This is a genomic window from Desulfitibacter sp. BRH_c19 (genome assembly GCA_001515945.1).
GTDB lineage: Bacteria > Bacillota > DSM-16504 > Desulfitibacterales > Desulfitibacteraceae > Desulfitibacter.
The window spans coordinates 50,350-75,690 of record LOER01000026.1 but is presented as its reverse complement, the minus strand read 5'-3'; the positions used below and the strand labels follow the sequence as shown (position 1 = coordinate 75,690).

The window sequence follows — 25,341 nt, the reverse complement described above, 5'->3', positions numbered from 1 at the left end:
TCAGTCCTCCCAGAAAATATCATTTAAAGTTTTGTTCAGTTCTTTGCATATCGCAATACAAAGTTTGAGTGTAGGATTATACTTACCAGCTTCTATTAAACCAATAGTTTGTCTCGTCACATTAACATTTTCTGCCAGTTGTTCTTGCGATAAATCCTTTTCAACTCTTGCTAACTTCAATTTTATATTCTTCATTCTCTATAACCCCGTCTCTTTTCAAAAAAGCTTTCAAAAAACTGTTATAGCAACATTTGTCATTATTATATATTATATATGTCTTAATGTAAATTATATATTGCAATTTATAATATATATATTTCATATCTTGTCAGGATCTTGTCAGTTTCTTAGCTTCATACAGTTACTCTAAGTAAAATACAGAGACAATTAATTGCAAAAAGCACCTCTCAATAAGAGAAAGGTGCTTGATATTAAAGAAATTATGATATATATCTTATACCGCTTGCGAAGAAAGTAACTCCGAAACCTATAAGGCAAACTGCTAAAACAACAATTATCACCTTATATGCCTTAATATTTATTAGGTGCCTTGTCTTGCTTATAAGGGCAGCAACAAAGGTAAACCACGAAATATCAGCTAATATATGTCCAATATAAAATATTGCAATACCGGTAATGCCAAAAGCATAGTAAGAATTCATTATTAATGTAAGACCTACCGCTGACCACCAGATGATGAAATACGGATTGGTTGCACTTAGTACTGCACCTGCTAAAAACATATTTCCCTGTTTAGTACTTTTGTTGTCTTCAGTATCTAATGAAATTTTGTTCAAATATACGTCTTTTATCATTCCAAATCCCAGAAATCCTAAAACCACTCCGCCTATCAGCCCTATGACGGCTCTGGCCATATCTGTAGAGAGATATTTTCCAGCTCCTAGAAATATTAAAATTACTAAAACCAATTCAAGAAGCGAATGTCCAAGTGATACAATCAATCCCGTCTTTGTTCCATGGCGTATACTTCTATCTACTGTATATGTAAACAAAGATCCAGGCATCATCGCTCCAGAATACCCAATAAGTAGTGATTGGAAAAAAATACCTATCACAGTAATCCCCCCGTTAACCGAATCTGAAAAACAAATCTTATCCCTATTTTAAACTATCCAGTTACAAAAGGGTTAAAATATTTATTGGTTTAATCATACCTCTTTCTTTTTGCTCCCGATTTTCGTCTTGATTCTCTTGATCAGCTTCAATAATGGCGTCTAACATAGTTTTCTTTAATTCCTTTACCTGGTCTCCTATTGGATCTGGAAACAAATCTATTACGTTATCGGCTAATTTAAGCTTAAGCTTTATGATTTCCTTTATTGAGCTATTTTTCATCTCCGCCACCTCCAAATCTAACCTTTAACACTTCATCCTCAAATTTTGCACCTACTACTGATAGATTTAAGAGAGTTCTAGGTAAAACTATATTCCTTTTGATACTTCCCACTTTAATTATTAACTCATCTCCTTTTTGATTCAGAGACAAATCACCCTTCTCTGTAAAAGGCATATGGATTGTAAAGAGGTACTCATCTCCATCTTTTTCAACGTATTGGGTTCTAGAATTAAACTTTATACTAGCTGGATCTTCCTCGCCAAATACTGTATCTCCCATTCTTTTAAGCATTTGCAGACCAACAACTTCTCTTTCAAAAAGTGGAGCATTATAGATTGGTACAGGTGAAAAACTATCGTAAATGATTTCCTTATACTTTTTTTGAGTATCCTTCCATATATTAAAGTACTCATCGGATACATCGTCGGGGATAACCCTGTTTACTATAATTGCATCTACATTAAAGTCATAAATATTCAAATAGGTGAAGCTACGTTGTGCTTCTTTGATAACCATTTTTTCTGGGTTAACTACAACCCTAACGCTGGTTATTTCTCTATCTGATAAAATATGCCTCATCTCATCCAACTGATTATAGATATTTTCAATTTCGCCCATAACTCCATCCGTAGGCATGGGTAGTCCTAATATAGGCTCAGCTATTGGTTTGAAAATCTTCAAAGCTTTTCTCTTTATTGGGAATAATTTATCCATCCACCACCTTAACATATCAGGAAAGCTTAGAAATGCTAAGGTTTCGCCAGTTGGAGCACAATCTATAATTATTACATCATATGTCTTTTCTTTGTAATACTTTAAAATCCTAATCAGACTTAAAAGATCTTCCATGCCAGGAAAAACAGTAAGCTCTTCTGTAGTAATATCTTTTACAGTTTTAGCAGTAAAAAGGGTAGTCAAATATTTTTGTACTTGACCCCATCCCTTTTCTACCTCGTGCATGCTATCAATCTCCTGAGCCCATAGGTTTTCTGTTATTTCAATTGGTTCAGCTGATAATTTCAGATCAAAGGAATCGCCTAAACTGTGAGCTGGATCAGTACTAACAACCAAGGTTTTATACCCTTCGTTAGCAATTTTTACTGCTGATGCAGCAGCAACACTAGTTTTTCCTACGCCACCTTTTCCAGTATATAATATAATTCTCATTTAAATCCCCTCCGTTAATGTATGGGGACACACCTCAATTACAGGTCTAGCTTTGTGGCAAAGGACTGTCCCCAATTAATATTATTCATTCATATTTAGGATATTACGTTACTCGTACTAAATGCTTTGTAGATGGCCCACTCTATTGGTGGGCTATCTAGCTAAACTAAAACAAAAAGCCTATTCTATTCAATATTAATCTTCTTAATCTTTTTTACTTCTGTTTCTTGCAGTTCACTGGCATTACTTTGACTAACTAGTTTTACTGCTTTGAGCATGATTTTAAATAAAAACTCTCTTTCTTCCTCAGTAAGTCCCTGGTTAATAATATCAATATATTTATTTACACTTACTTTGAAGTTATCCAGCAAATGCTGTCCATCTTCAGTAAGTTGGAGTACAACAATTCTACGATCATAATCACTTCTATCTCGCTTTAAATATCCCTTTTTGACAAGTCTATCTACAATTCCCGTAGCAGTACTCATAGGTATATTTATATAATCTGCAATCTGGCTCATGATTATTTCCTTATGTCTATCTACTAACAAGAGTGTAAACATCTCTGTTTTGGAAAGTGAGAGATCCAAACCTATCCATTCTTCGGGATAAAACAATTTTTTAAGATTATCAAAAAAAATGTCCATCAAATTATCAAACTGCATTGTTGCATCCTCCGTATATTTCGTATACCGTACTATTTGTTCTAAGTATAATATATATAGTCTTTGTCTGTCAATAATATTTTATTACCAGGCGCAAAAAAAATACCCCTATCCTCAAACAGGGGTATGATGTCTTATTTATACTGACTTACTGGGAATATAGTAGCAAGATAGATATTATTTTGAATTACATTGCCATATTTTTTCCCGTCCTTATTGGTAATATTGAAGTATTCAGTTCTATAGGCTATTCCATTTGTGGATTCCTGACTTCCCCAATATTTTAAGCCAATTATCCTATTGTTTTCCCTTATCCACTCAAGAAATACAACAACATGGCCTGTATTATTCTCTCTGAAAAATTGTATAAAGTCCCCAGGCCTTAGTTCTTCAAAGTTTGTAATCCTTTTACCAACTCCATACTGCTCCACAGCTGTTGCAATATTACCGTTTTGTGATCCAGAAGCTGAATACCATTGCATTACAAAATCAAACAATTGGTCATAGGTCATTCCATTAAAGTCATTAGGATCTATTCCTAATTTTCTATTTCTTTCTTGGATTGCTTTGAAGAGTACTTCAAAGGTAATTCCTGTACAATGACTAGCCCTATTGCCAGATGGATGGGCTTTAAGCAAAAGCTTGTCCTTATAATAAAGATTAGTAGTTACTCCATTATAGTTTTGATAGTCAGTATTTAATATGTACGGGTATTTACCTATTTCATATGTTTTTATTATACTTAGAACATAGCTATTTAAATTGTCCCCCAGATTTTGTACAGGTTTCTTTTCGGATTTTTCTTCGGATTTTTCTTCGGATTTCTCTTTCGGCTTCTCTTCTGATTTATTAACTTCTTCTTTTTCTGTTTTGGCTCCCGAAGCACCAGCTTCTTCTGCTTGCTCTTCCAATTCCTTAATTAAATCAAGTGTTTTTTCTACTTCTATATTTCTACCAATATTTATCTCTGGGTTAATCTCCTCATATAACCACTTATCCTCAATGGGATTTAGCGCCCAGGATAAATCAGTTTCCTTACTAGTATCCCTCCCCTCAACGGTAAATCCAAGAGCTATATTTGTTATACTTAAACTCATAAAAAGTAAGAATATCATACAAAACGTCATAAAAAAATGGCTACGGGTAATCCCCCTTACATTATGTATTGGCATCGCTCTCCCTCTCTATTTCTTAATGATATTTTTTTGTAAATCGCGTTTCCCCAATGGTAATTATACCAGCTTTAGGGACAAGTTTTCATTGGTAATGTTTTCAATATTTAAGTATAAAAAATTCTAAATTCAGCATCAATAAAAAACTTTCGAAAAAACAAGATTATCTGGATATTTTGTTGTATTTGCATGAAAAAACCCCTTATAATGAATGTAATAGCTAAATTTTTTAGTATCATAAGGGGGACTGGGGATGATTTGCTTTACTATAGAGGATCCATGTTGTTGGGGGAATAACCATGTTTAGGAACAAAATATTACTCTTATCAATAGTAATATTTCTTTCTATTCTTGCTGCAATCAGTTTATGGACTAATACACAAGCAGATGCGGAAATGGTGGCGCATGAGAACAACTCGGTGACAGAAGATGAACCACAAGAGGACAATAGAGAGTTTCCCACTACGGATGAAACAACCTGGGATGATAATTCTAAGATAGATGAACAACCTTTCACAGAAGAGAAACCTATAGAGCCGGTTGATTTAGAAACAAATACTGAACAAGTTATTGCCTTGTCAGATTTAAATGATATTCTTATTTTGGTAAACAAAACCTTTAAGCTACCATCCGATTATACGCCAGGTGATTTGACTGTCCCTGATGTGAAATTTAGCTTCGCAGGTTCCCATGAGAAACAAAACATGCGTGAAGTAGCAGCTAGAGCACTAGAGGAACTATTTATAGCTGCAGAAGATGAAGGAACTTATCTCTATGCAGTATCAGGATTTAGATCCTATAGCCTGCAGCAATCTGTTTATAAGGGTCATGTTAAAAGGCTAGGACAAGCAGGGGCCGATAAAATCAGCGCAAGACCAGGCCATAGTGAACACCAGACCGGATTGGCAATGGATGTCACAAGCGAAAGTGTAGAATTCTCTTTATCAAAAAGCTTTGGAGACACAATAGAGGGAAAGTGGGTAGCTGAAAATGCCCACAAATATGGTTTTGTTATCAGATATGAAAAGGGCAAGGAAGATATAACCGGATACAGCTACGAGCCTTGGCACCTTCGATATGTAGGAATGGATACCGCCTTGGAAATATTCGAAAACAATTTAACCTTAGAGGCATATCTAGCAAATCAGGGAATAGGGGCGTTATAAAAAATCCCTCAAGTCTGAGGGAACATACATCACACATATGTTTTGATAGAATGGTGATACTGATACAATGGTTTCTTCATTCGAGACGCAATTACAAGCGAAAGAGTATTTCTGGAAGATAAGTGGCGATCTGAGGAAAGGCGATGAGTGCTGCAATACATATAAATAGTGCTAATAAAAAGGGCCAAATGCCCTTAAAGATTACTTCTAGTGGGATGTCGGGTGCCACACCCTTGATTACATAGACATTCATACCGACAGGAGGTGTTATCACACCCATAGCCACTACCATAACAATTATTATTCCAAACCAAATAGGATCATACCCCAAGGTATCAACCACCACCGGAAAAAAAATAGGAATAGTAAGCAGCACTAATGCCAAAGCATCGATAAAACATCCTAATATTAAATAGATAGATAGGATTATTACCATCACGGCAAATGGTGGTAGTGCTAGCTCTCCTGCCCATTTAGCCACCTCAAAGGGGATTTGACTAATTGCTATAAATCTACCAAAAATAGTTGCTCCAGCGACCATCAGCATAATCATAGCAGTAGTTCTCGTGCTATCCACCATGGATTTTTTCAATCCATTCCAACTTAGCCTCCTATTTAATAAAGAAACTGCCAACACTCCGGCAGCTCCTATGGCGCCTGCTTCTGTAGGAGTAAACCAGCCTAAAAACAAGCCGCCCATGGATAGGGCAAAGATGATTAAGGCCTCTCCTAGACCACCCTTTAGAGCATTAAATCTCTCGGGCCAACTGGCTTTAGGGCCAGGAGGACCAAGTTCAGGGTTTCTAGCTGCAATTATAACTATAACCCCGATGTACAAAAACATCAATAGAATTCCAGGTAAAATTCCTGCCATAAACAGTTTACCTATGGATTGTTCTGTTGCTATTCCGTAGACGATTAAGATTACACTAGGTGGTATCAATACTCCTAGTGCACCACCGGCAGCTACGCTGGCTGCTGCCAGGGAATCGTCGTATTTATACTTTTTCATTTCAGGGAGGGCTATAGCACCCATTGTGGCTGCTGTTGCCGTATTCGAACCACAAATAGCCCCAAAAATAGCACAAGCTACCTGAGTTGCTATAGCCAATCCCCCTGCATAATGTCCTATCAGCTTATAAGCAAACACATATAGCCTGGTACCAATTCCAGAATAATAGGCCAAAAAGCCCATCCAGACAAACATGGCAATGACACTTAAGCTGTGAGAGGAAAAGACAGAGTATATTTCATTGGCCACCATGCTGAATGCAGCTGAGGCATTAACCAGGTAACTAAACCCAACAAAACCAACTATAGCCATGGCAAAAGCAATAGGCATTCGTAGAACCAGAAGTATAAAAAAGGCGGCTACGCCACTAATACCTACAGCTAATGTGCTCATCTTACCACCAACCTTTTTAAGTGTTCCATTAGATTGGCTAATAACACTAGCCCCATGGCCAAGAGGCCAAAGGCAAGCACATAAATGAAATAGTAAAAAGGGGTCTGGGTAGTGGGTGATACTACACCACTCAGAGATAGGGTATATGCGTATTTACTCAGATGCCATGCTGATAGAACCCAAAATAAAAGAGCTGTGCCGGTTGTTATGCCGTCGGTAACTTTCTGTGTCTTGAGAGATAAACGCTCCATAAAATAGTCCACAGCAATATGACCCCTCACATAAGCACAGTTTGCCAAAGACAAGCCGATCATTGCAGCAGTTAAGAAACCCACATACTCATATGTTCCAAGAATGGAGCTATTGAAAATAGTCCTAAGCAACACATTTATTACAATTAATCCCATGATGGAAAACATACAGAAGCCAGCTATTCTATCTAAGATGGTGCTTAATCCACCAACAAATCCGGAAAATAAATTAGACCCCTTTTTAATTGATACCATTTCACAATCACATCCCCTAAGTTATGCTACACAATTATATTATTTAGCGAAAAAACTTCGCTAATCCTGATACAATTCGTTATTTTCATCCGCTAAAGCCTTAACCGAGTCTAGTATTTCCTGACCAGGGTATCCCAGTTTATCCATACTATCTATATATTCATCTTGTATAGGTTCAATAAGCTCCATCCAAAGCTGTTGTTCTTGTTCTGTAAGAGTAATTATCTCCTGTTTAGTTTCTTCAACTGCCCATTTTAATGCGGTTTCATTTTGCATATCCCATAAGCCCATGGCTACCTGCTCAAAATACTGCTCACTAACTTCCTCTATAGCCACTTGAACATCTGGCGACAAAGAGTTCCAAGTATCTAGATTGATAGTTATGAAAAATAGAGTATTGTATAGAAAGGGTGTTAGGGTCAAGTAATCAGTTACTTCAGCATGTCTCCATCCTCCTAATACCTCGACTGGAGAAAGATTTCCTTTTACAACCCCTTTAGATAGTGCTTCATAAGCATCCGATTGAGGCATGGCAACGGGCATTCCTCCGAGAGCCTCTATTGTCTTAGCACTTAGTCCAGTAGCCCGTATTTCCAGTCCCTTCATATCTGCTAGATTTCTAACAGGAACCTTGGTGAACAAATCCCCAGGGCCTGTGGCAAACACCATCAGTAATTTAGTATCCTGAACTTCTTCTGGTTCTAACTCCTTTATACCCTCCCAAGCGACTTTGCTAGCAACCTTGGAATTACTGTAAATTATACCAGGCAACTCAAAGGCCTCTAGTACTGGAAACCGTCCTCTAGTATAGGAAAAGCAGGAAAGCCCAATATCAGCAACGCCTGAAATAACTCCTTCGTAGATAGCATCAGCTTGAATCAAAGTTCCACCAGGGTAACTGACAATTTTTACTTTGCCTTCAGTAGCTTCCTCGATAGCTTTTGACCATGGTTGTATCAATTCAGTTTCCGCTGGGTGAGTACCAGGAAAGAAATGAGCTAGGTTAAGCTCAATGGCATCTTGTTCAGAGCCTGTGTCATTGCTGCCAGGAGTATTACCTGAAGAACAGCTGGTAATGGTAATAAGCAGCATCAGCATAATTACTAGACAAATTCCTAATTTTAACCTTTTTTGATCTTTTGACAATAAATTTTTCACTAAAAAATCCCCCTTAAAGTTTTATAAAAAACAAAAAACCCCGTAGGAGGAGTTAATTAACAAGGTTAATAGTATTGCCACATAAAATCAGGCAATTAATATCAAACCATTCCATATAACTACCATCCTACCATTCTACTTTCTTAAACAATTCCATAACTGTTAATCGCAAAACCTACTGCTCTACCATCCTACACTAACAAGTTGCAAATATAGGTCACAAAAATTAAACCAGTTAAACTTATATACTAAAAATGATATCACAACTTATTACTATAAATCAATTAGAAAATTTATCATATTGCATTTTATTATTATAATTGATTTCAAAAGCTTCTTTGAATACTAGATAGTATTTCTGGAATATCTCCTAACATCCCATTATACTCTTCCAGATATTTTTGTTCTGAATGGACATAGGCTATATCACTTGGATATGTCACAGCCACAATTAGGTCTGTATCCTCATAAATCTTCTTCATGGGAATTGTCTCTTGAAGACTGTTATATCTTTCTTCAAAATCATGATTGTTGCTAAACACATGCAAGGTAAAGAGCCTTGCTATTCTTTCATCTTCTATATCATTTATATGGCATATGTCTATCCTCGTGGGTTCAACCTCAGTAATATAATATTTACCCTCCCAGCTTTCAGGAAATAATAGGTTGAAGTTATAGGTTTGGTTGATATAAAGACTGTTCTGGTGGTTATCTGCTTCTGCTTCGCTATTTTTATTGCTAATTAATTCTATTGCAAAGTCTTTTACAGGATCATTTCCAGTTAGATAGTCATCAATTGTAGGTTTAACCTCATAATCCGGTATCACACCCTTTCCAGGTGTTGCTCCAGATGTTACTACTTCATAAGTATCTTGTGAGCAGTAAAGTCTTAGCTGTGTATTTTTAAGGGTGTAATTTCTTGCATTACCAGAACAAAGAAATGAACCGCCTGTTTCCTCACCGATTATAGTCCCTATATTATGGTGTTTTAATAGAGAAACTAGATGCCCAGTAGTAGAAAAACAGGTGCCATTCACAAGAAAATATACATTTCCGTCAAATTTATTTTCTGCTGGTTTTATTGGTTTTTTGTAATTAAAAAAGAAAATGGGAGCATCATCTGTAAAGTATCTTTCTGGTTGTTCTAATAAATAAGAATATAGGAGAACTGAACCTTTAGGTGCACCACCCCAGTTACCTCTAAAGTCTACTATTAGATTTTGTATTTTTTTGTCAGCTACTTCTATAAAGAATTCATCAATATTTTTTTTAAATAGTTTCTGATTTGACATAAAAGAATTTACGTTCAAGACTGCATAATTTTGGTTTATTTCTTTTGAAGGTGCTTCAGCCCAGGCATTCATGTCCATATAAATATTGAGGGAGATTAATTCTTCTTTACGATCTCTTATTTTAGTTACTGGAATAGCAACTAAAGTTTTTTGGTTTACCTGTAGTTCTTGGGGTTCTTGATATGTAATCTCAAATTTATCAGCATTATCAATAAGTGTATAAAACAGGTCATTAAACTGAAGATTAATCACCTCATATTTTCTTGATAGAATTGATCCATCTGAAGCCAAATTTTCTAGAAATGTTGAGATGATATCTTTTGATGTATAGCCATTGATAGTTAAAATCTCTGATCCGGCTGGAATACCCTCTCCAGACATATCTTTAAGAATGTATATTTTATCATCAATTACCTTCATATCAAGGGGTATGACATTACCACTTTCTCGAATATAAGTTTCATATTCCTTTGACAGCGTTATATTCGAATGGCCGCAATTTACTTTTGCCATGATTGGGGAGAGAATACGATAAAATTCTAGTTCACTCATATTATCTCTTAATAGAGAGTATTGGTCTTTATATAGTTTTGATAATTCCTCTTGATTTGTATAGACCTTGGGATGTTTTTTTTCTATGGTATCTTGGAATTGTTTAAAATCCTGCTGTAACTGTGTTAATGGGTAAGTTCTTTCTGATATCGGTTCTTGGTTCTTGTTGCTAGTAGCAATGGCATTATTCCCTAATAATGAATAAGCAATAAATGCTATTATTACTATAGAGAAAATCATTAGTATTATTTTAGTTAGTTTATTCATTTTTAACTAGATACCTCCATTTAATCATCTTCACGCTTCACCAACAAAATAGATAATTGTAAATCCCGTATGCGACTGAACATCCCATGTAATGCAGACTGATCAACAGATCCTCTAAGTCTAGTTATACCTTCTGGTAAACGTATAACTTCCATTCCAGGAAACCATTTTGTCCATCGATCCTCAAGATGACCATCAACAACAATTGTATAGCAGCAACCATTATCTTTTCCTGATTGATTAGTCATATTGTTCACCTCTATAATGATTTTTTCTCTTCTCTATATTAATGTACTAATTTTCGGATAGGGGTGTCACCTAACTAAAGATATGTCTTTCAATTTATTTTGAAATAGGTTTTAAAATAAAAAAAGGTACCATTTTTGGCACCCTTATAAACAGGATTCTTGACTTCAGGTGGAGTTTTTACTCCATCTGAAGGTTAGAAACCGTTATCCAGGGACATAGCACCGCTTATCTCCCACTTATAGAAGATGGGAGTCTTAGCGGTGATAGTCATCGGATAAAGACTGTAAAGTTGTTTAGTTGTTAACACAAAAATTCTAAAGAATGCCTAAGTCTTTTGCTTGGGCTAGTGCCTGAGTACGACTGCTAACCTCTAACTTGCCATAGATATTATGGACATGCCATTTGACTGTTCCTAATGTAACCACCAGCTCATTAGCTATTTCCAGGTTGGACAGTCCTACAGAAAGCAACTGCAAAATCTTATGTTCCTGAATAGTTAGTTGTTCCAGCAAAGCCTTATGTTTCTGCCTTTGATTAGTTATTAAATGATTTGGGTTATTTTGACCAATCTTATCAAGTGCAAGGCATAATCTATTAATGATAGGGTTTAGAAGAGGATCTCTAAGCTGGTTTTCATATTCAGACAAAAGTAAATGCAGCTCATTTCCCTCATCAATAAAAACCTGGATATATCCCTCTGGTTGAGCTAGAGTTAGAGCTTCTTTTAATGAAGCTGAAGCGTCATTATGCATATGCTGAGATCTAGCAGTAATAGCATATAATATTAAGGCTTCAATTAGTGTTCCTATACGACCTGCATTTCTAGCTGAAGCTATTATTCTCTTTAGTATTTGTGCAGCTTCATTAAAACACATCTCAGCCAGTCCAACCCTAGCCAAGGTTATTTTTTCGCATTCCATTAGGTATTCTACAGAATCTGAAGTGCCATCTGAAGTGATGCCATATTTGTATTCCCTTGCCCAGTAGGATGCTTTTTCTCTGTCTCCGTTTTTAAGATATAAACGCACCCTCATTGCTGAAGAAAATAAAGATAAACGCGGAATGTTGTAAGAATTAAGAATTAGTTCTGCCTGTTCTAGTGTGTCAAGGGCACCGCTCCAATTCCTTTGAGATAGCCTTAAATTGAATAAGAATACTAATTCGTGCCTTATGTCATCAATAATACCTCCATTTTGTGAGATATTTATTCCCTTCAATAAATAGTCCTCTGAAAGAGACAATTCATTTTGCCTTCTCTTGATTTCACCCAAAACTACCCATGCCAATCCAACTGGTGGAATATTGTTTTGCTCCTGCCCAGCTATTTTGAGTGCTTCTTGACAGGTTCCCATGGCCTCTGCCAACTGTCCTTTAGTAATTTGAACCATGGCTACTTCACAGAGGGCGTTTATTGCCAGATAAAGAACTCCAGCAGATAAAGCAATATCACTAGCTGTCAAATAGGCCTTAATTGCTTCATCTAGATTTCCTGACTGCTCATATATTAACCCTAGGGTATCATAAGCCCTGGACTGGGTAAGTAAGTCTTCCTTTGGTACATTTGTAATAGTCTTTTTCATAAGAGCTTCCGCCTGATGTATATTACCGTTCATAGCAGCAATTGCCGCCCGATAAACATTAACTTGTTGCTGTTGTACTTGTACCTCTTTAGCATCTACTGACTCAGATTGCAGAGTCTGCTCTGCCTGATCTAGAAGATTAGATGCTTGATTGATCTTTCCAGATAGATATAAAACCCGAGAGGCCCGAACTTGTAATTCCGGACGTGAACGCACACATGCCCCCGGTAGTATGTTTAACCATCTTTCCAACATGGAGACATTACCACTAGCCCATGTTTGAGGAATAGACAAGGCTAACTTAATCTTATCTGCAGCCAGCTCATAATCCCCTGTTGCTAGTGCATATTCTACAGCATATGCAGATAACCCCTTTGTCTCAAACCAGGCAGAGGCTTTTGTGAGGGCATCTATTTGCTCTTTACTATTTAGTTCAGTACGAAGGAAATCAGCAAACATATGATGATAGCGATACCATTTCAATTCGTTATCCAAAGGTATAAGGAAAAGGTTAGATTGTTCAAGATACGATAATACTTCCCGACTGTCTTCTCTGCCAGTAATAGCCGTACAAAGGTCAGCATTAAATTTTTCCAGCATGGATGTCTGATAAAGAAATTTCCGTATATCCTGAGATTGTAGTGTCAGGACCTCATCCATTAAATAATCCATAACATAACGGTTACTACCTCGAAACTTTTCTAAAAACTCAGCAATATCTTCACGGCCTCTAATGGATAATGCTGCAAGCTGTAAGCCTGCAATCCATCCTTCGGTGCGAGTTTTTAGCGTTTCAACCCAATCTGGCTCAAGTTTTAGATTCATGACTTCGTTAAAAAATAGGGCTGATTCCTCTTGGTTAAAACGAAGATTTTTTGCACGAATCTCTGTTAATTCCCCCTGTACTCTCATTCTAGATAGAGCCAGAGGTGGATCCTCCCGGGTAATCATAACAAGATGCAGGTTTGGTGGCCCGTGATCAAGCAATAACTCAATAGTTTGGTGAATTTGCACAAGCCTAATTCTTTGATAATCATCCAGAACAAGCACAATCTTCTGATTAGATGTCTTAGAAATATCATTTATCAAATTAGGTATTAATATATCTGTTGGTGGGAGTTGTGGCATTCCAATTGCTCTGTATGTATTAAAATCTGAATTGTCAATCCCAAGAGCAGCTGTTAAATAGGAAAGAAAACGTACAAGATCATTGTCATTTTTATCAAGTGATAACCAACTGACCTCAACTTTTGAATTGACTCCATCCTTAAATTGATTCAACCACTGGGCCGCCAACATGGATTTGCCATAACCTGCTGGAGCACAAATAAGAGATAGACGGCACCCCTGAAAGTATCCTTCTTCTAATATTTTAAGCAATCGTTGGCGATTGACTAGATTTGGCCTTACTGGTGGGACAAAGAGTTTTGTTTTAATTAGGGAATTAACCATATAATAACCTTCCTATTACTAGACTAATCGCATACCTAAAACCGCAAATCCTTCCGAAGCTAAATCTACCTAAAAACCTTTACACCATAAAAAAGGGGTTTGCTTTGTGCAAACCCCTTTCAGCAACCATCCCTATAGTTTAACAAAACAACTCAACAAACTTAATCTGTACTGATCTAGAATTGTAACCATAAAGATACTTAATACACTTCCTAACTAGAACTTCCTATTAATCAATCGCCGAACAAACAATTAAATAGTTAACACATTACGAACTTACTTACTAGTAACCGATTTAAAACCTATCTTGGTAAAGAAAAAACACTATCCTTAGACTGATCATACTTCCTGCAAAAAACCAAAGCGGTCTTTCAAGAGCATTTAAACCAGAATTTCTATAGGAATGGTGCTTATTAGTATCATAGCAGATAACTCTACACTTTACAACCCCATTTTCATCAACCACGAAGAAAGTTTTTCTTCACGCATTTTTTTATCATGGTTTTCTTTTTTATATTTGCCAAGATATTCTTCGGAAACAATACTGCCATCTAGCATAAAGATAACACGTTCTGTTTTTGCCGCTACTTTAGCATCGTGTGTGACTAATAAAATTGTTGTCCCAGCATGATTAATATCAGCCAATATATCCATAACTTCATCGGTAGCTTTGGAGTTTAGTGCACCTGTCGGCTCATCACCAAAAACGATATCTGGATTATTGATAAGTGCCCTGCAAATGGATACTCTTTGTAATTGTCCCCCAGAAGCTTGTGTAATATCATTATTGGCAAGTTCGGTAATACCTGTTTTTTTCATTAATTCAACAGCTCGTTTGTTGATTGTTTTGCGACTACTGTTTTTTGCCTTATATGCCGATAGAATGATGTTGTCTAAAATGCTTAGATTTTTTAAAAGGTAACTTTGCTGAAAAATGAATCCCATTTTGTTTAAACGCAACTTAGATAGTTCTTCTTCGGGCAGGGTAGATATCTCCCGCCCGTTAAAGACAACACTTCCCGTAGTCATTTTATCCATACCACTAATGTTATAAAGTAGTGTTGACTTGCCGGAGCCAGATGGCCCCATTACGGCTACAAATTCGCCCTCATTGATTTGAAGATTTACATCTTTAAGCACTTGCTGACTGTTGTCTTTATCAACCGAGTAAATTTTATTTAAAGCTTTTGCATCCAATATGTATTTCATACCATATCCACCTCTCACTCTGCAATCATTTCAGAGATATTAGATTTTTTCATAGACATAGTGCTTACCAAGGTTGTGATAGCCACAACAACAATTTGTACAAGAGGGCAAAGGACATATGCAACAACTGGATCAATAACAAAGTTGATTTTAGAAGCACCCATAAAAGATCCCATTATGCTAACCAGGCCTTGACCAAGGGTATTGGAAGCAATGGTTCCAACTATGATTCCAATGCCTAACACCAGTAGTGCCCGTGTGATATATTGCACCCGAATATCCATTAAAGAGAAACCTAGGCTTTTCATTATGGCTATCTCTGAAGAATCCTTGGCAATAAGCATTTTAAGGAATAAGGATGTAATTAGTATGGATACAGATATGGCAATCAGAATAGCCAAAGCTGTAATAAGTTTTAGCTGCTCGATGGTAGCTCGAAATGTTTGAGATAAATATTCATCCAGATGAGTAACCTTTGCCGGATAAAAAGCTTCTGCATATTCATTGATTTTCTCACTAGCATCAATACCTGGCTTCACATCTACACTAACTATATTCCAAAGAACGGTTTCGGCATCATAAGGTAATAGAGTTTTTGCTGTCTTGCCACCATTTGTTACATCCTGATAAATACCACTCACCGTCATTTGCAATTCTTGCCCGTGGGCGATTAACTGGAGCTCATCCCCGACAGCTTTATCTAACTCCTGAGCATTCAGATAGGAGAGTGCAATTTCGTTGTCTCTGACTGGTGCTGCACCGCTTAAATATTCCAACGGGAAAATTGAGAAATCTCCTGTTTCCACATTGATGTTTTTATAAGTCCCATCACTATCTTGCACCTTGAATTTACAGGTTATAAATGGAGAGAACCTCTCCACATCTTTATCATTTTCAATATAGGCAATCATTTGGTCAAACCTTTGAACGACATCATCTGACTGCTGTATGTCAATACGAATATCACTTTGTCCTATCCCCATATAGGTCATAAAGTTCGGGGACTGTATGGTGTTTAGAAAATTCACCGGAACGATGATGATAAATGAACAGATAACAAAAACAAAGCATAGCAATCCAAATACCTTGAAACGCCCAAGCACATCCTTTAGTCCAAGGAATATGTTGACATTCAAGAAGCTGCTTTTACTTAAGGGCAGCAAATTCTTGCTAATTAGGCTCTCTCCAATACTGCCTGACCTTAAAGCTTCCACAGCTGTAATCCGCCGAAATCTTCTAAGGATCAACTGGCAAAAAGATAGCACAATCAAAAAAATTAAAGCTGTTCCAATAAATGGCACTAGATGATCTAAGATACTCTTTTTAGCAGCCCCCATGTACAAGCTCATATTGGCTGTAAACAAATGGTTGATAAACAATGATGCCAAATATCCACTTACAGAAGCTAAAAAAGCCATGACAATATATTTGATCAAATATATTCGCTTAATATCCGTCCCAGCAATACCAATGGCCTTCATAATGCCAATTTCTCTGTAATCTTCTTCCATGGTAGCAATAATTGTAAATCTAAGGCAAAGAATTGCTATGACGGTTAACAGAAGGCTTACAAATATAATAACGGCTGCCACGATTCCGTCCGTTAAGGCGTTGAGGGTTTTGAATAACTTATCGTCAATGGTTGGCCCCTTTTGGGGTAGGTTTGATGTTTGATAATCATTGCTAAACTCACTAAGCCTGCTTAAATCGGTGAGGAGAAATTCTATCAAATATTCCACTTCGCCCAGATTCATTTTAAGCATTTCAAAATTAGATTCATGGACCACAAAGCGTTTTGAACTAATGATCGATGGATTCATCAGAACATCACGTACAAAATCAGTCACTATGAATTCCATATTAAATGACCCCTTGGAAATTCTTACTTTGTCGCCGATTTTCATATTTTTTTGCTGCATATAGTAGATGGGAACCGCAATTTCCCCTTCTGAAACAACGATTACCTGACTATCTAAGTTCAGCAATAAATCAAAGGAACCGTTCTGCTTAACAAAACTGATATCCATAACGCTGTTTTCTTCTGCTGTCTGGCTAGTGCCTAAAAAAATGTTGGTTCCATCAATCCCAATCATTTCTACTGTTTGCTGTTCTTTTACAAGCCTGTTGCCGGATGCGAAAACATCAATCTCGCCTTGATCTATTTCCCCGGAATGCATCTGGACAAAATGTGGTGCCTTTGATTCAGTAAACAAGTATTCCAAAGAACTGGATAGTGCCATGATCATGTTAGAAGCACTGGCAACAAGCAAAGCAGCTAGCATAATAAAAATAAATAATGCAATTGTTATGATTTTATTTCTATGAAAATCTTTCTTTAAGATTTTTAAAAGCACCTGATTTCAAAGCTCCTTTCAGTTACTCAAATCAATTGATTATTTTCCAAAGCTCTTATAGCCTTGATTTTGAAAATGAGGACGGCCAATACTATTACCATAAATCCTGATATAATGAATAGTAAACCAATTCCTCTGCTTGGTCCTGTACCAATCACTACTCCTAATGTCGATGCAAGAGGACCTCCCTCGACTAGAAGCGGATTGAACACATAGTCGGCAAGGACACCTGAAATACAATAGGCAGCAATATATCCCAATTGAGATATGATTCCGATAATACCCCAAGCTCTGCCTTGCTTTTCATTGGCAATAGTTTTACGGATTAACACCTCAGCACTTGTATTTACAAATGGTAGAGCAGCGAAGAACAGGAAGAATGCCCCCGCAATAAAGAAAATATTCGTTGTCAAACCCATCAAAGATATGAACCATCCAGCAAATCCTAATCCTATGACCAACTCATTTGTGTACTTTTTTGTTATGCTAAAAATACCGATAATCAGGCTGCTAACCAGCATACCCATGGCGCTAACGGATTCTACTATGCCAAGGGTTTTAACATCTGTTATGGACAGCATCATAGGTATAGATAAGGTTTGTACAAAGCCAATAAAAAATGTGACTATGGAAATAATTATGATAAGAAACAATACACCTTTTTTCTCAGTAACAGCATTCCAACCTTCAGCTAAGTCTTTTAAAAACTTCTGCCTTTCCTGTTCTTTTTTAGTTACCTGCATACCTTTTTTAACAAACATAACTGCAAAAACAGTAACAGCGATAGTAGATATATCAATAATTAAGATGGTTTCTAGGCCAGTTACACTAAGTAAAAATCCTGCAATAATAGGCGAAAGAAGATATTTTGATGATGCAGCTAGTTGTACCAGACCACTTGCCTTAGAAAATTGTTCCTCTGTTAATAAGTCTGTTATGGTAGCTTTGTAAGATGGTTCTAAAAGGGCAACAAAGACAGAACTGACCATAACCCCAAGGTATATTTGCCATAATGCAATTTCTCCGGTCAACATAATCAACAAGATAAAGACAAGTCCAAAAGAAGAACAGCCATCACCGATGATCATCATTAACCTTCTGTCAAAACGATCTGCCAGCACACCGGCAATAGGACTGAGTAAAACAGAAGGGAGAAATGCAAGAAGAATAACAAGTGCAACACTTGTAGCAGTCCCCGTCATTTGGTAGACATAAACTCCCAGAGCAAAGGCGGTCAGCCCACTACCAATACTCGATACTAACTCCCCTGCCCAAATAATCAAAAACTTCCCAAAAGATTTATTCTCAACATTTTTCATAATCTTACTTTTCCTTCGTTCTAAGAGCCCGTTATTTATGTTCACCTAAATCGTTCCCACATACTGGATTAACTGTAGTACAAGCATCATAATACGATAACAAAGATAGGGTTGTCCCCTATCTAAAGATATGTTTACCTAAAAAACCACCTGTTTCACAATTGCAAACAAGTGGTGTATTTCCCCGGTCTTGATCCTTCTGTATTTTCACTATTTGGCTATCATCCTATTAAGATTACAGCCTCTTTAACTTAGGCTTTCAATTGCATGCTTTGCCCATTTTGAGTCTTTCAATATTGCTCTACCTACACCTATAAGGTCTGCCTTTTCTTGGGATAATAGTTTTTCAGCTTCCTGTACTTCAGTTATTCCCCCTGTTAAAATAACTGGGATGGAAACTACCTTTTTGATGGTCTCAGTTAGTGGAGAAAAGTATCCCTGACCTGTAAGCCCATTTACAATATATCCAGAGAAACCACCAGAAATATCTAGAACGTCTACCCCTGCCTTTTCAAATTCTCGAGCAGCAATTTGACTATCTTCAATAGTTACCCCTCCATCAATAAAATCAGAAGCCCCCAGCCTTAAGAATATGGGAAAATCCGTGCCTACAGTTCTACGAATTTCCTCAATAACTTCTAGATGAATACGTATTCGATTATGAACATCTCCGCCATATTCATCCGCTCTTTTATTTGTCAGAGGAGAAAAAAACTGATTAAGAAAGTAGCCATGGGCTGAATGTATTTCCACACCATCAAAACCTGCTTTCTTTACACGTACTGCCGCATCTTGAAATGCTTTTATAATGTCAGCAATTTCCCCCTTTGTAAGCTCATGGGGTGTACTTCCCTTGCGTGGATTTGCTATGGATGAAGGTCCTACTGGGGTTTTTCCTGTAACTTCTTCATCTGTTGCACTACCTGCATGATTAATCTGCATTATAACCTTAGACCCATTTTGCTGAATCACATCTGATAAATTCTTTAACCCTTTAATAACACAATCATCTGCAACGGAAAGTTGATTTTTACTTGCCTTTCCCTCTTGAGAAATGAAACTATGTTCGATAGTAACTAGTGAAATATATCCACCTTCAGATTTTTCTTTATAGTACTGGACAATCTCCTGAGTAACCTTACCATCTGCCTCTGACTTTGAAGTTGCCATTGGTGGCATAACTAGACGGTTAGATAGTGTCAACTTTCCGACTTGTAATGGTTTAAGTAAATGATACATAATTAAACCCTCCCAAATTAGTATATTAAGGATTAATTTCTCTTATCTAAAGTTATCAGAATTAATCTGAAGGTTTTTTAAATGGTATTATTTTGGCTTTAGCTTGCTTAGCTGGAGTTTCGTGGCAAGAATTGCACCCTCCGCTACAGCCCGATTTATGGCCTGTAAACACTTTACGCCATATTATTTGCCATTTCCCTCCCACATTTTCTACCTTGGTTTCGACTTCATACTGAGCTCCACGAGCTTGACTTGCCAATCTGGCTTCTGTAGTAGAAATAATATTTGCAACCTTTAGTGCCTTTTCTTCTGAATCATATAAATTCTTTGCTTTTATCCATTCCATCACTATCCACCCCTTTTGGAAACATTACTCACTAATATTTTTTCGAGAGGTATTCATACAAGACCCCTCTATACCTAGTATTATACCATCAATAGTAAGAAAACGTTAATCGAGAAACCTATTTGTGCTACCATTCTCCGTATCAAGTCTAACGGCGGTTTCTTCAACTAACCATCCATCTTGACACAGATCATTATCCAAGATATAGTTATGTTAGCTATATTAGCTAATATAGCTATACGGAGGTGTTATGGGTGAAGGTCAACTCAACAGAGCTTCAGAATAACTTTGGTAAATATTTGATGCTGGCAGCCAAGGAAGATATTATTATTACCAGAAATGGGATGGAAATAGCAAAGCTATCAGCTTTAGGAGATGTATCATCTATAGGCAATACTGAAGACATAGTTATGGAGACATTAACTGGAAGTGGTTATGGAGGAAAAAAAGCCTCTTATGAGGAATTTCTTGAATTGACCAAGGATACCGAGGAAAGGTACGAGTATATTGATGGTGAAATATATTATCTAACTTCACCTAAAACTGCTCATCAGGTAGCTTTGACAGAGCTTTTTGGGATTTTTTACAACTGGTTTCAGGGCAAGAAGTGTTCTCCCTTTGTGGCCCCTTATGATATTACCCTGAGAAGACAGAAGAACGATATCAATGTGGTCCAGCCAGACATTATGGTAATATGTGACCTTGAAGAAAAGCTTGGCAGAGATGATTACTACAAGGGAGTTCCTACATTGGTAGTAGAGATTCTCTCTAAAAGTACTCGAAGTAAGGATTTAGTTAAGAAGCTTGATCTTTACATGTCTTGTGGGGTTGCAGAATACTGGATTGTAAATCCAATTGCCAGAGAAGTGACTGTTTACTCATTTGAAGGTGGCGACATTAGCGATAATGTTACATTCAAACAATCTGAAAGTGCGAAGTCAATATTTTTTCATGGTCTGACAGCAGACCTTGACAAGATATTCAGGTTAATTAAATAGATAGCAATTATTATATATAGAAGGTTAACAAGATGCACTAATATTCAAAGCTATTTACAATTCCCCAATTGGTCTTTTGCAGACTCTCTCCCAATATATGCAAGTTTTAATTCTATATTATTTGCAATTCTCACTATTTTTCATTTTATTTCCCCAATTAGCTAGTGCTTTAAGAGCTGTAATAAGATTTTCCCCATTATTAGTCAACGAATACTCAACTCGCGGTGGTACTTCCATAAATTGCTTTCGTTTTATAATATAATACAATTCCAATTCTTTGAGTGTTTGAGTCAGCATCATGTTGGTAATTCCATCAATACTCCTTTTTAATTCATTGTATCTCATGGTTCCATTTTTACTTAATGCCCAAATTATAGGTAATCTCCACTTTCCACCGATAATGTTTAATGCAAATGTTAATGGACAGTTGTCAAGGGGGCCTTTATACAATCCTTTATCATTCATAATATCACTCCAATACTCAGTTTTTTCTTTCTTAAACAGAAAATACTGCATACTTGTTATAATAATTCTAGCTGATATAATCATATCAAAGCTGATTGATTAATCAAATATGCTTTCAATTTTTTTCTAGAAAGGAAGATTGCTATGAGTATCCATTATGAGGTTATTTCTGATGATAGCATTATTTGCATTAAGAATTTATGCAATGAATTAATGGTTTATCAAAAATCTAAAGCACACTTCCATCCCGAGTGGTTTGATAACATGTCTTTTGAAACCAGAATGATCCCATCTATCAAAAGTGCTAAGTCTAACTATATAATAATAGCTAAAGATGATAATGAAATTGTTGGATATGCCTATAGTAATATTTGTCCGAAGGATACATATTCTGGAGGATTTGCTACTCTTGAACCTGTTAATTTCTTTGACTTTGATTCTGTTAAAACTGATGACGTAGGTTGCCTTTCTCAGTTTTATGTAAAAGATGCGTATCGTAAAACTGGCATTGGTACAGTTTTATTCGAAAAGTGTATGAATTGGTTAAATTCATTTAACTCAATAAATGATTTGTTTATCTTTGTATCAAACGGAAACGATAGTGCATTAAAATTCTATCAAGGTAAAGGCTTCAAAGTAAGTCATCAGATACTCGATGGGTTTATTACAGTATTAAGGAATACATAAACCTAAATTAATAGACAGACAGAGATACAATATAATCTAACATTTTTTTGTTAGATTATTGACAATTAAATTTGTATATATTATATTATTCTTAGGCACACTATAGGTGGTGATTACATGGAAAGTAGCAGTAAAGATCCCGTATTTAGTATAAGTGTGGCAGCCCGTCTTGTAGGTACTAGCATTAGAGTGCTGCGTTATTATGAAGAAATGGGTCTTATCACTCCCTATAGAACTGATGGAAATACTAGGTTATATTCTGATCATAATATTAAAAAACTAAAGCTTGTCTTTTTACTTCAAAAGGAGAAAGAGGTTAATTTATCAGGGATTAAAATTATTCTAGGTATAATAGCGGACCAAAAAATGACCGATGGTAAAGTTAAAGAATTACTATTAAAATTTTAATGGAGGGATGACCATGTCTAATATAATTAGAAGAGGACCTTTTAGTGAATTAATGAATATGAGAAATGAAATGGACCGCTTATTAGGAGACACTTTTCGCTTATTTGACCAAAAAATAGTGGATGACAGGCTTGGTTTACAGCCGTCAATGGATATCTATGAAACTGCAGAAGCAATTGTTGCCAACATAGATTTACCAGGAATAAGCAAGGAAGACATTAAAATTAACATAGTAAATAATGAAGTAACAATATCCGGTGAGATTTCAAAGGAAAACAGAGAAGAAAATGGAACATATTTTTTACAAGAAAGAAGTAGTGGTAAATTCTACAGAAGCTTTTCATTAAATACTCCAGTTGATACAGAAAAAGTAAAGGCATCCTTTAAAGATGGAGTTCTTGAACTTAAACTTCCAAAAGCCGAGCAAGCTAAACCAAAAGATATACAGATTGATGGGTAATATCAATTATAACTGGAGCTGTTTTATAACTCCCCGGTCTTTAGGTCCGCTATAAATAAAACAAAACTTGGCTTCCGCCAAGTCCTTAGACGCGGGTGGAAGCCTTAGCCTTTGTGAATACTATCTACCTTGTTTGAACTTATACTTTCTGATAGTATAAAAAATGACCGCCCTTTGTTCATTCCATATTTAATATTTTAGCAATGGGCGGTTTTTTATTTTGGTAAATAATAGAACTGCAATGCTTTTGTTTTTTGAATAACGTGGAAACTACTTGATGTTGATTGCCAAAGAAGATATTATTATCACTAGAAACGATGAAAATAGTAAAGCTATCAGCTATAGAAGATGGCTTTAAACTTACTAGGAGGACTATATGAATTCTATTGTACAAGAGGTAATTTATAATTCTCCAATTGGATTAATTAAAATAACAGGCACGGAACAAGGAATCATATCACTAGATTTTACTGAAGAAGGAGAAGCTCCAAAAGAAATACCTGATTACCTCGTTGACTGCTATAATCAGTTAGATGAATATTTTAAGGGTCAACGCAAGGATTTTTTCTTAACCTTAGTAATCAATGCTACAAGCTTTCAAACGCAAGTTTATGAAAAACTTAGAGAAATACCCTATGGCAGGACTGCTTCGTATAAGGATATTGCCATTGCAATTAACAATGAAAAGGCAGTTCGGGCAGTAGGAGGCGCAAATAACAAGAACAAGCATGCTATCGTAGTTCCCTGCCATCGTATCATCGGGCACAATGGAGGCTTGGTGGGCTATGGAAGTGGATTGTGGAGAAAAGAATGGTTGTTGGAGCATGAGCAGAAACATATTTAGCTAAAAGTTAATACTCTTTGCAATATTAGCAAAGATGCTTGAATCTAAAATTAAAGTTTATCTTAGGACTCCAGATAAAACTCTTAAAAAATTTTTACCCAATACTTTTTCAATGACATCAATTCCATAGCCTCTAACCAAAAGTTCTTTGGTGATATTGGGAAAACACCTGGCATCCTCTAATCCAGTTGTCATTATTTCTCCTATGTAACCATTAAAGTCTAAGCCAAGACCAACATGATCCTCTCCAGCCCTATCTATTATATAGACAAGATGCTCCATAAATGTATCTAAAGATCCTTTATCATCATCTTCGGAATAATAGTTATTTAAACCAATTACCCCTCCAGTTTTAACGATTGCGTCTATTTGTTCATCTGTTAGGTTTCTAGGATGATTATAAAGTGAACGAGCATTAGAATGAGAGGCTATAATAGGTTTTTTTGCAACCTCAATTACATCCCAAAAGCCTTCATCATTTAAATGGGAGACATCCACAATTACACCAAGACGCTCCATCTCCTGAACAGCCTCTTTTCCTAACCTGCTTAAACCACCTATCTCACCAGTACCTGATGCAAAATAGTTTCTAAAGTCCCATGTTAGACTAGCGCTACGTAATCCTAGTTTATAAAAAACCCTTAATAGACTAAGGTCATTGCTAATAGGTTCTAATCCTTCCATGGATAAGAGTAATCCAATTTTATCTCCAGTAATAACCTTGCTTAAATCCTCTGATGTCTTAATTAGGGTTAAGTAGGGGCATTCATCTATTTCTTTATAAATATCCCCAAGTTGAAGAAGAGTCTGCTTTAATGAACCTTCGGGATGTAACTCTGCATATAGATTCACAAAGACAATATTTACTCCCCCCTCTCTTAAATGGGGCAAGTGCTTCTGATTAATTATATTGTCAATTCCTTTATTTCGAGAATAGTAGATATCTAACGGTATGTCGCTATGGGCATCAACAACTATGGAATGTTTATGAACCTCTTTATAATCGTACATTTGATTTCTCCTT

The 25,341-nt window shown here is 36.3% G+C and carries 25 protein-coding genes; 6 read left to right on the top strand and 19 right to left on the bottom strand.

Annotated features, from left to right (window positions below):
- The 6 genes from APF76_16550 to APF76_16525 all read right to left on the bottom strand — a co-directional run bounded on the left by APF76_16550 (position 1) and on the right by APF76_16525 (position 4,304).
- A complete protein-coding gene (locus APF76_16550; GenBank protein KUO51103.1) occupies positions 1-195 on the bottom strand; it encodes a Cro/Cl family transcriptional regulator in 195 nt (64 codons plus the stop codon).
- Between the two features lie 245 nt (positions 196-440).
- Entirely contained in the window at positions 441-1,076 is a 636-nt protein-coding gene (locus tag APF76_16545) for a lysine transporter LysE (GenBank protein ID KUO51102.1), read from the bottom strand.
- Positions 1,077-1,137: 61 nt separating this feature from the next.
- The gene (locus APF76_16540; protein KUO51101.1) at positions 1,138-1,356 is read right to left on the bottom strand and encodes a hypothetical protein; all 219 of its coding nucleotides are present in this window, start codon (positions 1,354-1,356) and stop codon (positions 1,138-1,140) included.
- Positions 1,346-2,524 carry an arsenic-transporting ATPase gene (locus APF76_16535; protein ID KUO51100.1) on the bottom strand — a complete coding sequence of 393 codons (1,179 nt, stop codon included), beginning with the start codon at positions 2,522-2,524 and terminating at the stop codon, positions 1,346-1,348. Before APF76_16535 ends, APF76_16540 begins: the two co-directional genes overlap by 11 nt.
- Positions 2,525-2,709: 185 nt before the next feature.
- A complete protein-coding gene (locus APF76_16530) occupies positions 2,710-3,189 on the bottom strand; it encodes a hypothetical protein (protein ID KUO51099.1) in 480 nt (159 codons plus the stop codon).
- 134 nt (positions 3,190-3,323) lie between these two features.
- Positions 3,324-4,304: a hypothetical protein gene (locus tag APF76_16525; protein KUO51098.1), complete on the bottom strand. Its 981-nt coding sequence runs from the start codon at positions 4,302-4,304 to the stop codon at positions 3,324-3,326.
- A gap of 356 nt (positions 4,305-4,660) precedes the next feature.
- Here APF76_16525 and APF76_16520 point away from each other — a divergent pair, with 356 nt between their 5' ends.
- Positions 4,661-5,527 (top strand): hypothetical protein, encoded by an 867-nt coding sequence (locus APF76_16520; GenBank protein KUO51097.1) that lies wholly within the window; start codon positions 4,661-4,663, stop codon positions 5,525-5,527.
- A 91-nt stretch (positions 5,528-5,618) separates the two neighbouring features.
- On the opposite strand, the gene APF76_16515 is transcribed toward APF76_16520, so the two are convergent.
- From APF76_16515 to APF76_16465, 11 genes are all read right to left on the bottom strand, one after another.
- A complete protein-coding gene (locus tag APF76_16515; GenBank protein KUO51096.1) occupies positions 5,619-6,932 on the bottom strand; it encodes a C4-dicarboxylate ABC transporter permease in 1,314 nt (437 codons plus the stop codon).
- Positions 6,929-7,438 (bottom strand): hypothetical protein, encoded by a 510-nt coding sequence (locus APF76_16510; protein ID KUO51095.1) that lies wholly within the window; start codon positions 7,436-7,438, stop codon positions 6,929-6,931. Before APF76_16510 ends, APF76_16515 begins: the two co-directional genes overlap by 4 nt.
- A 60-nt stretch (positions 7,439-7,498) precedes the next feature.
- Positions 7,499-8,584, bottom strand: a complete 1,086-nt coding sequence (locus tag APF76_16505) for an ABC transporter substrate-binding protein (protein KUO51319.1) — start codon at positions 8,582-8,584, stop codon at positions 7,499-7,501.
- 338 nt (positions 8,585-8,922) lie between these two features.
- Positions 8,923-10,707: a hypothetical protein gene (locus APF76_16500; protein ID KUO51094.1), complete on the bottom strand. Its 1,785-nt coding sequence runs from the start codon at positions 10,705-10,707 to the stop codon at positions 8,923-8,925.
- 20 nt (positions 10,708-10,727) lie between these two features.
- On the bottom strand, positions 10,728-10,955 hold the full coding sequence (locus tag APF76_16495; GenBank protein ID KUO51093.1) for a hypothetical protein: 228 nt from the start codon (positions 10,953-10,955) through the stop codon (positions 10,728-10,730).
- A gap of 315 nt (positions 10,956-11,270) precedes the next feature.
- Positions 11,271-13,988 (bottom strand): hypothetical protein, encoded by a 2,718-nt coding sequence (locus APF76_16490; protein KUO51092.1) that lies wholly within the window; start codon positions 13,986-13,988, stop codon positions 11,271-11,273.
- Between the two features lie 441 nt (positions 13,989-14,429).
- The gene (locus APF76_16485) at positions 14,430-15,197 is read right to left on the bottom strand and encodes an ABC transporter ATP-binding protein (protein ID KUO51091.1); all 768 of its coding nucleotides are present in this window, start codon (positions 15,195-15,197) and stop codon (positions 14,430-14,432) included.
- 14 nt (positions 15,198-15,211) lie between these two features.
- A complete protein-coding gene (locus tag APF76_16480) occupies positions 15,212-17,551 on the bottom strand; it encodes an ABC transporter permease (protein KUO51090.1) in 2,340 nt (779 codons plus the stop codon).
- Between the two features lie 26 nt (positions 17,552-17,577).
- A complete protein-coding gene (locus tag APF76_16475; GenBank protein ID KUO51089.1) occupies positions 17,578-18,870 on the bottom strand; it encodes a macrolide transporter in 1,293 nt (430 codons plus the stop codon).
- Positions 18,871-19,116: 246 nt separating this feature from the next.
- Positions 19,117-20,109: an NADH oxidase gene (locus APF76_16470; GenBank protein ID KUO51088.1), complete on the bottom strand. Its 993-nt coding sequence runs from the start codon at positions 20,107-20,109 to the stop codon at positions 19,117-19,119.
- Between the two features lie 61 nt (positions 20,110-20,170).
- On the bottom strand, positions 20,171-20,455 hold the full coding sequence (locus APF76_16465; GenBank protein ID KUO51087.1) for a hypothetical protein: 285 nt from the start codon (positions 20,453-20,455) through the stop codon (positions 20,171-20,173).
- A 254-nt stretch (positions 20,456-20,709) separates the two neighbouring features.
- On the opposite strand from APF76_16465, the gene APF76_16460 reads away from it, so the two are divergent.
- A complete protein-coding gene (locus APF76_16460) occupies positions 20,710-21,453 on the top strand; it encodes a prevent-host-death protein (GenBank protein KUO51086.1) in 744 nt (247 codons plus the stop codon).
- Positions 21,454-21,570: 117 nt separating this feature from the next.
- Here the strand turns inward: APF76_16460 and APF76_16455 are convergent, their stop codons facing one another.
- Positions 21,571-21,918, bottom strand: a complete 348-nt coding sequence (locus tag APF76_16455; protein KUO51085.1) for a transcriptional regulator — start codon at positions 21,916-21,918, stop codon at positions 21,571-21,573.
- A 144-nt stretch (positions 21,919-22,062) separates the two neighbouring features.
- Between APF76_16455 and APF76_16450 the strand changes: the two genes are divergently transcribed.
- The 4 genes from APF76_16450 to APF76_16435 all read left to right on the top strand — a co-directional run bounded on the left by APF76_16450 (position 22,063) and on the right by APF76_16435 (position 24,317).
- A complete protein-coding gene (locus APF76_16450) occupies positions 22,063-22,605 on the top strand; it encodes an acetyltransferase (protein KUO51084.1) in 543 nt (180 codons plus the stop codon).
- Between the two features lie 117 nt (positions 22,606-22,722).
- The gene (locus tag APF76_16445) at positions 22,723-23,013 is read left to right on the top strand and encodes a hypothetical protein (protein KUO51083.1); all 291 of its coding nucleotides are present in this window, start codon (positions 22,723-22,725) and stop codon (positions 23,011-23,013) included.
- Between the two features lie 13 nt (positions 23,014-23,026).
- Complete coding sequence (locus APF76_16440) at positions 23,027-23,473, top strand: hypothetical protein (protein KUO51082.1); 447 nt, start codon at positions 23,027-23,029, stop codon at positions 23,471-23,473.
- Between the two features lie 376 nt (positions 23,474-23,849).
- Positions 23,850-24,317: a cysteine methyltransferase gene (locus tag APF76_16435; protein ID KUO51081.1), complete on the top strand. Its 468-nt coding sequence runs from the start codon at positions 23,850-23,852 to the stop codon at positions 24,315-24,317.
- Positions 24,318-24,374: 57 nt separating this feature from the next.
- Here the strand turns inward: APF76_16435 and APF76_16430 are convergent, their stop codons facing one another.
- Complete coding sequence (locus APF76_16430) at positions 24,375-25,328, bottom strand: hypothetical protein (protein ID KUO51080.1); 954 nt, start codon at positions 25,326-25,328, stop codon at positions 24,375-24,377.
- Positions 25,329-25,341 lie beyond the last annotated feature (13 nt).

Bases quoted from the DNA above. Each gene is read 5' to 3' on its own strand.
- APF76_16550 (KUO51103.1), bottom strand. From the start codon at position 195: ATGAAGAATATAAAATTGAAGTTAGCAAGAGTTGAAAAGGATTTATCG.
- APF76_16500 (KUO51094.1), bottom strand. From the start codon at position 10,707: ATGAATAAACTAACTAAAATAATACTAATGATTTTCTCTATAGTAATA.
- APF76_16485 (KUO51091.1), bottom strand. From the start codon at position 15,197: ATGAAATACATATTGGATGCAAAAGCTTTAAATAAAATTTACTCGGTT.
- APF76_16440 (KUO51082.1), top strand. From the start codon at position 23,027: ATGTCTAATATAATTAGAAGAGGACCTTTTAGTGAATTAATGAATATG.
- APF76_16455 (KUO51085.1), bottom strand. From the start codon at position 21,918: ATGAATGATAAAGGATTGTATAAAGGCCCCCTTGACAACTGTCCATTA.
- APF76_16520 (KUO51097.1), top strand. From the start codon at position 4,661: ATGTTTAGGAACAAAATATTACTCTTATCAATAGTAATATTTCTTTCT.
- APF76_16470 (KUO51088.1), bottom strand. From the start codon at position 20,109: ATGTATCATTTACTTAAACCATTACAAGTCGGAAAGTTGACACTATCT.
- APF76_16535 (KUO51100.1), bottom strand. From the start codon at position 2,524: ATGAGAATTATATTATATACTGGAAAAGGTGGCGTAGGAAAAACTAGT.
- APF76_16465 (KUO51087.1), bottom strand. From the start codon at position 20,455: ATGGAATGGATAAAAGCAAAGAATTTATATGATTCAGAAGAAAAGGCA.
- APF76_16430 (KUO51080.1), bottom strand. From the start codon at position 25,328: ATGTACGATTATAAAGAGGTTCATAAACATTCCATAGTTGTTGATGCC.
- APF76_16515 (KUO51096.1), bottom strand. From the start codon at position 6,932: ATGAGCACATTAGCTGTAGGTATTAGTGGCGTAGCCGCCTTTTTTATA.
- APF76_16525 (KUO51098.1), bottom strand. From the start codon at position 4,304: ATGATATTCTTACTTTTTATGAGTTTAAGTATAACAAATATAGCTCTT.
- APF76_16475 (KUO51089.1), bottom strand. From the start codon at position 18,870: ATGAAAAATGTTGAGAATAAATCTTTTGGGAAGTTTTTGATTATTTGG.
- APF76_16450 (KUO51084.1), top strand. From the start codon at position 22,063: ATGAGTATCCATTATGAGGTTATTTCTGATGATAGCATTATTTGCATT.
- APF76_16540 (KUO51101.1), bottom strand. From the start codon at position 1,356: ATGAAAAATAGCTCAATAAAGGAAATCATAAAGCTTAAGCTTAAATTA.
- APF76_16495 (KUO51093.1), bottom strand. From the start codon at position 10,955: ATGACTAATCAATCAGGAAAAGATAATGGTTGCTGCTATACAATTGTT.
- APF76_16445 (KUO51083.1), top strand. From the start codon at position 22,723: ATGGAAAGTAGCAGTAAAGATCCCGTATTTAGTATAAGTGTGGCAGCC.
- APF76_16490 (KUO51092.1), bottom strand. From the start codon at position 13,988: ATGGTTAATTCCCTAATTAAAACAAAACTCTTTGTCCCACCAGTAAGG.
- APF76_16435 (KUO51081.1), top strand. From the start codon at position 23,850: ATGAATTCTATTGTACAAGAGGTAATTTATAATTCTCCAATTGGATTA.
- APF76_16510 (KUO51095.1), bottom strand. From the start codon at position 7,438: ATGGTATCAATTAAAAAGGGGTCTAATTTATTTTCCGGATTTGTTGGT.
- APF76_16530 (KUO51099.1), bottom strand. From the start codon at position 3,189: ATGCAGTTTGATAATTTGATGGACATTTTTTTTGATAATCTTAAAAAA.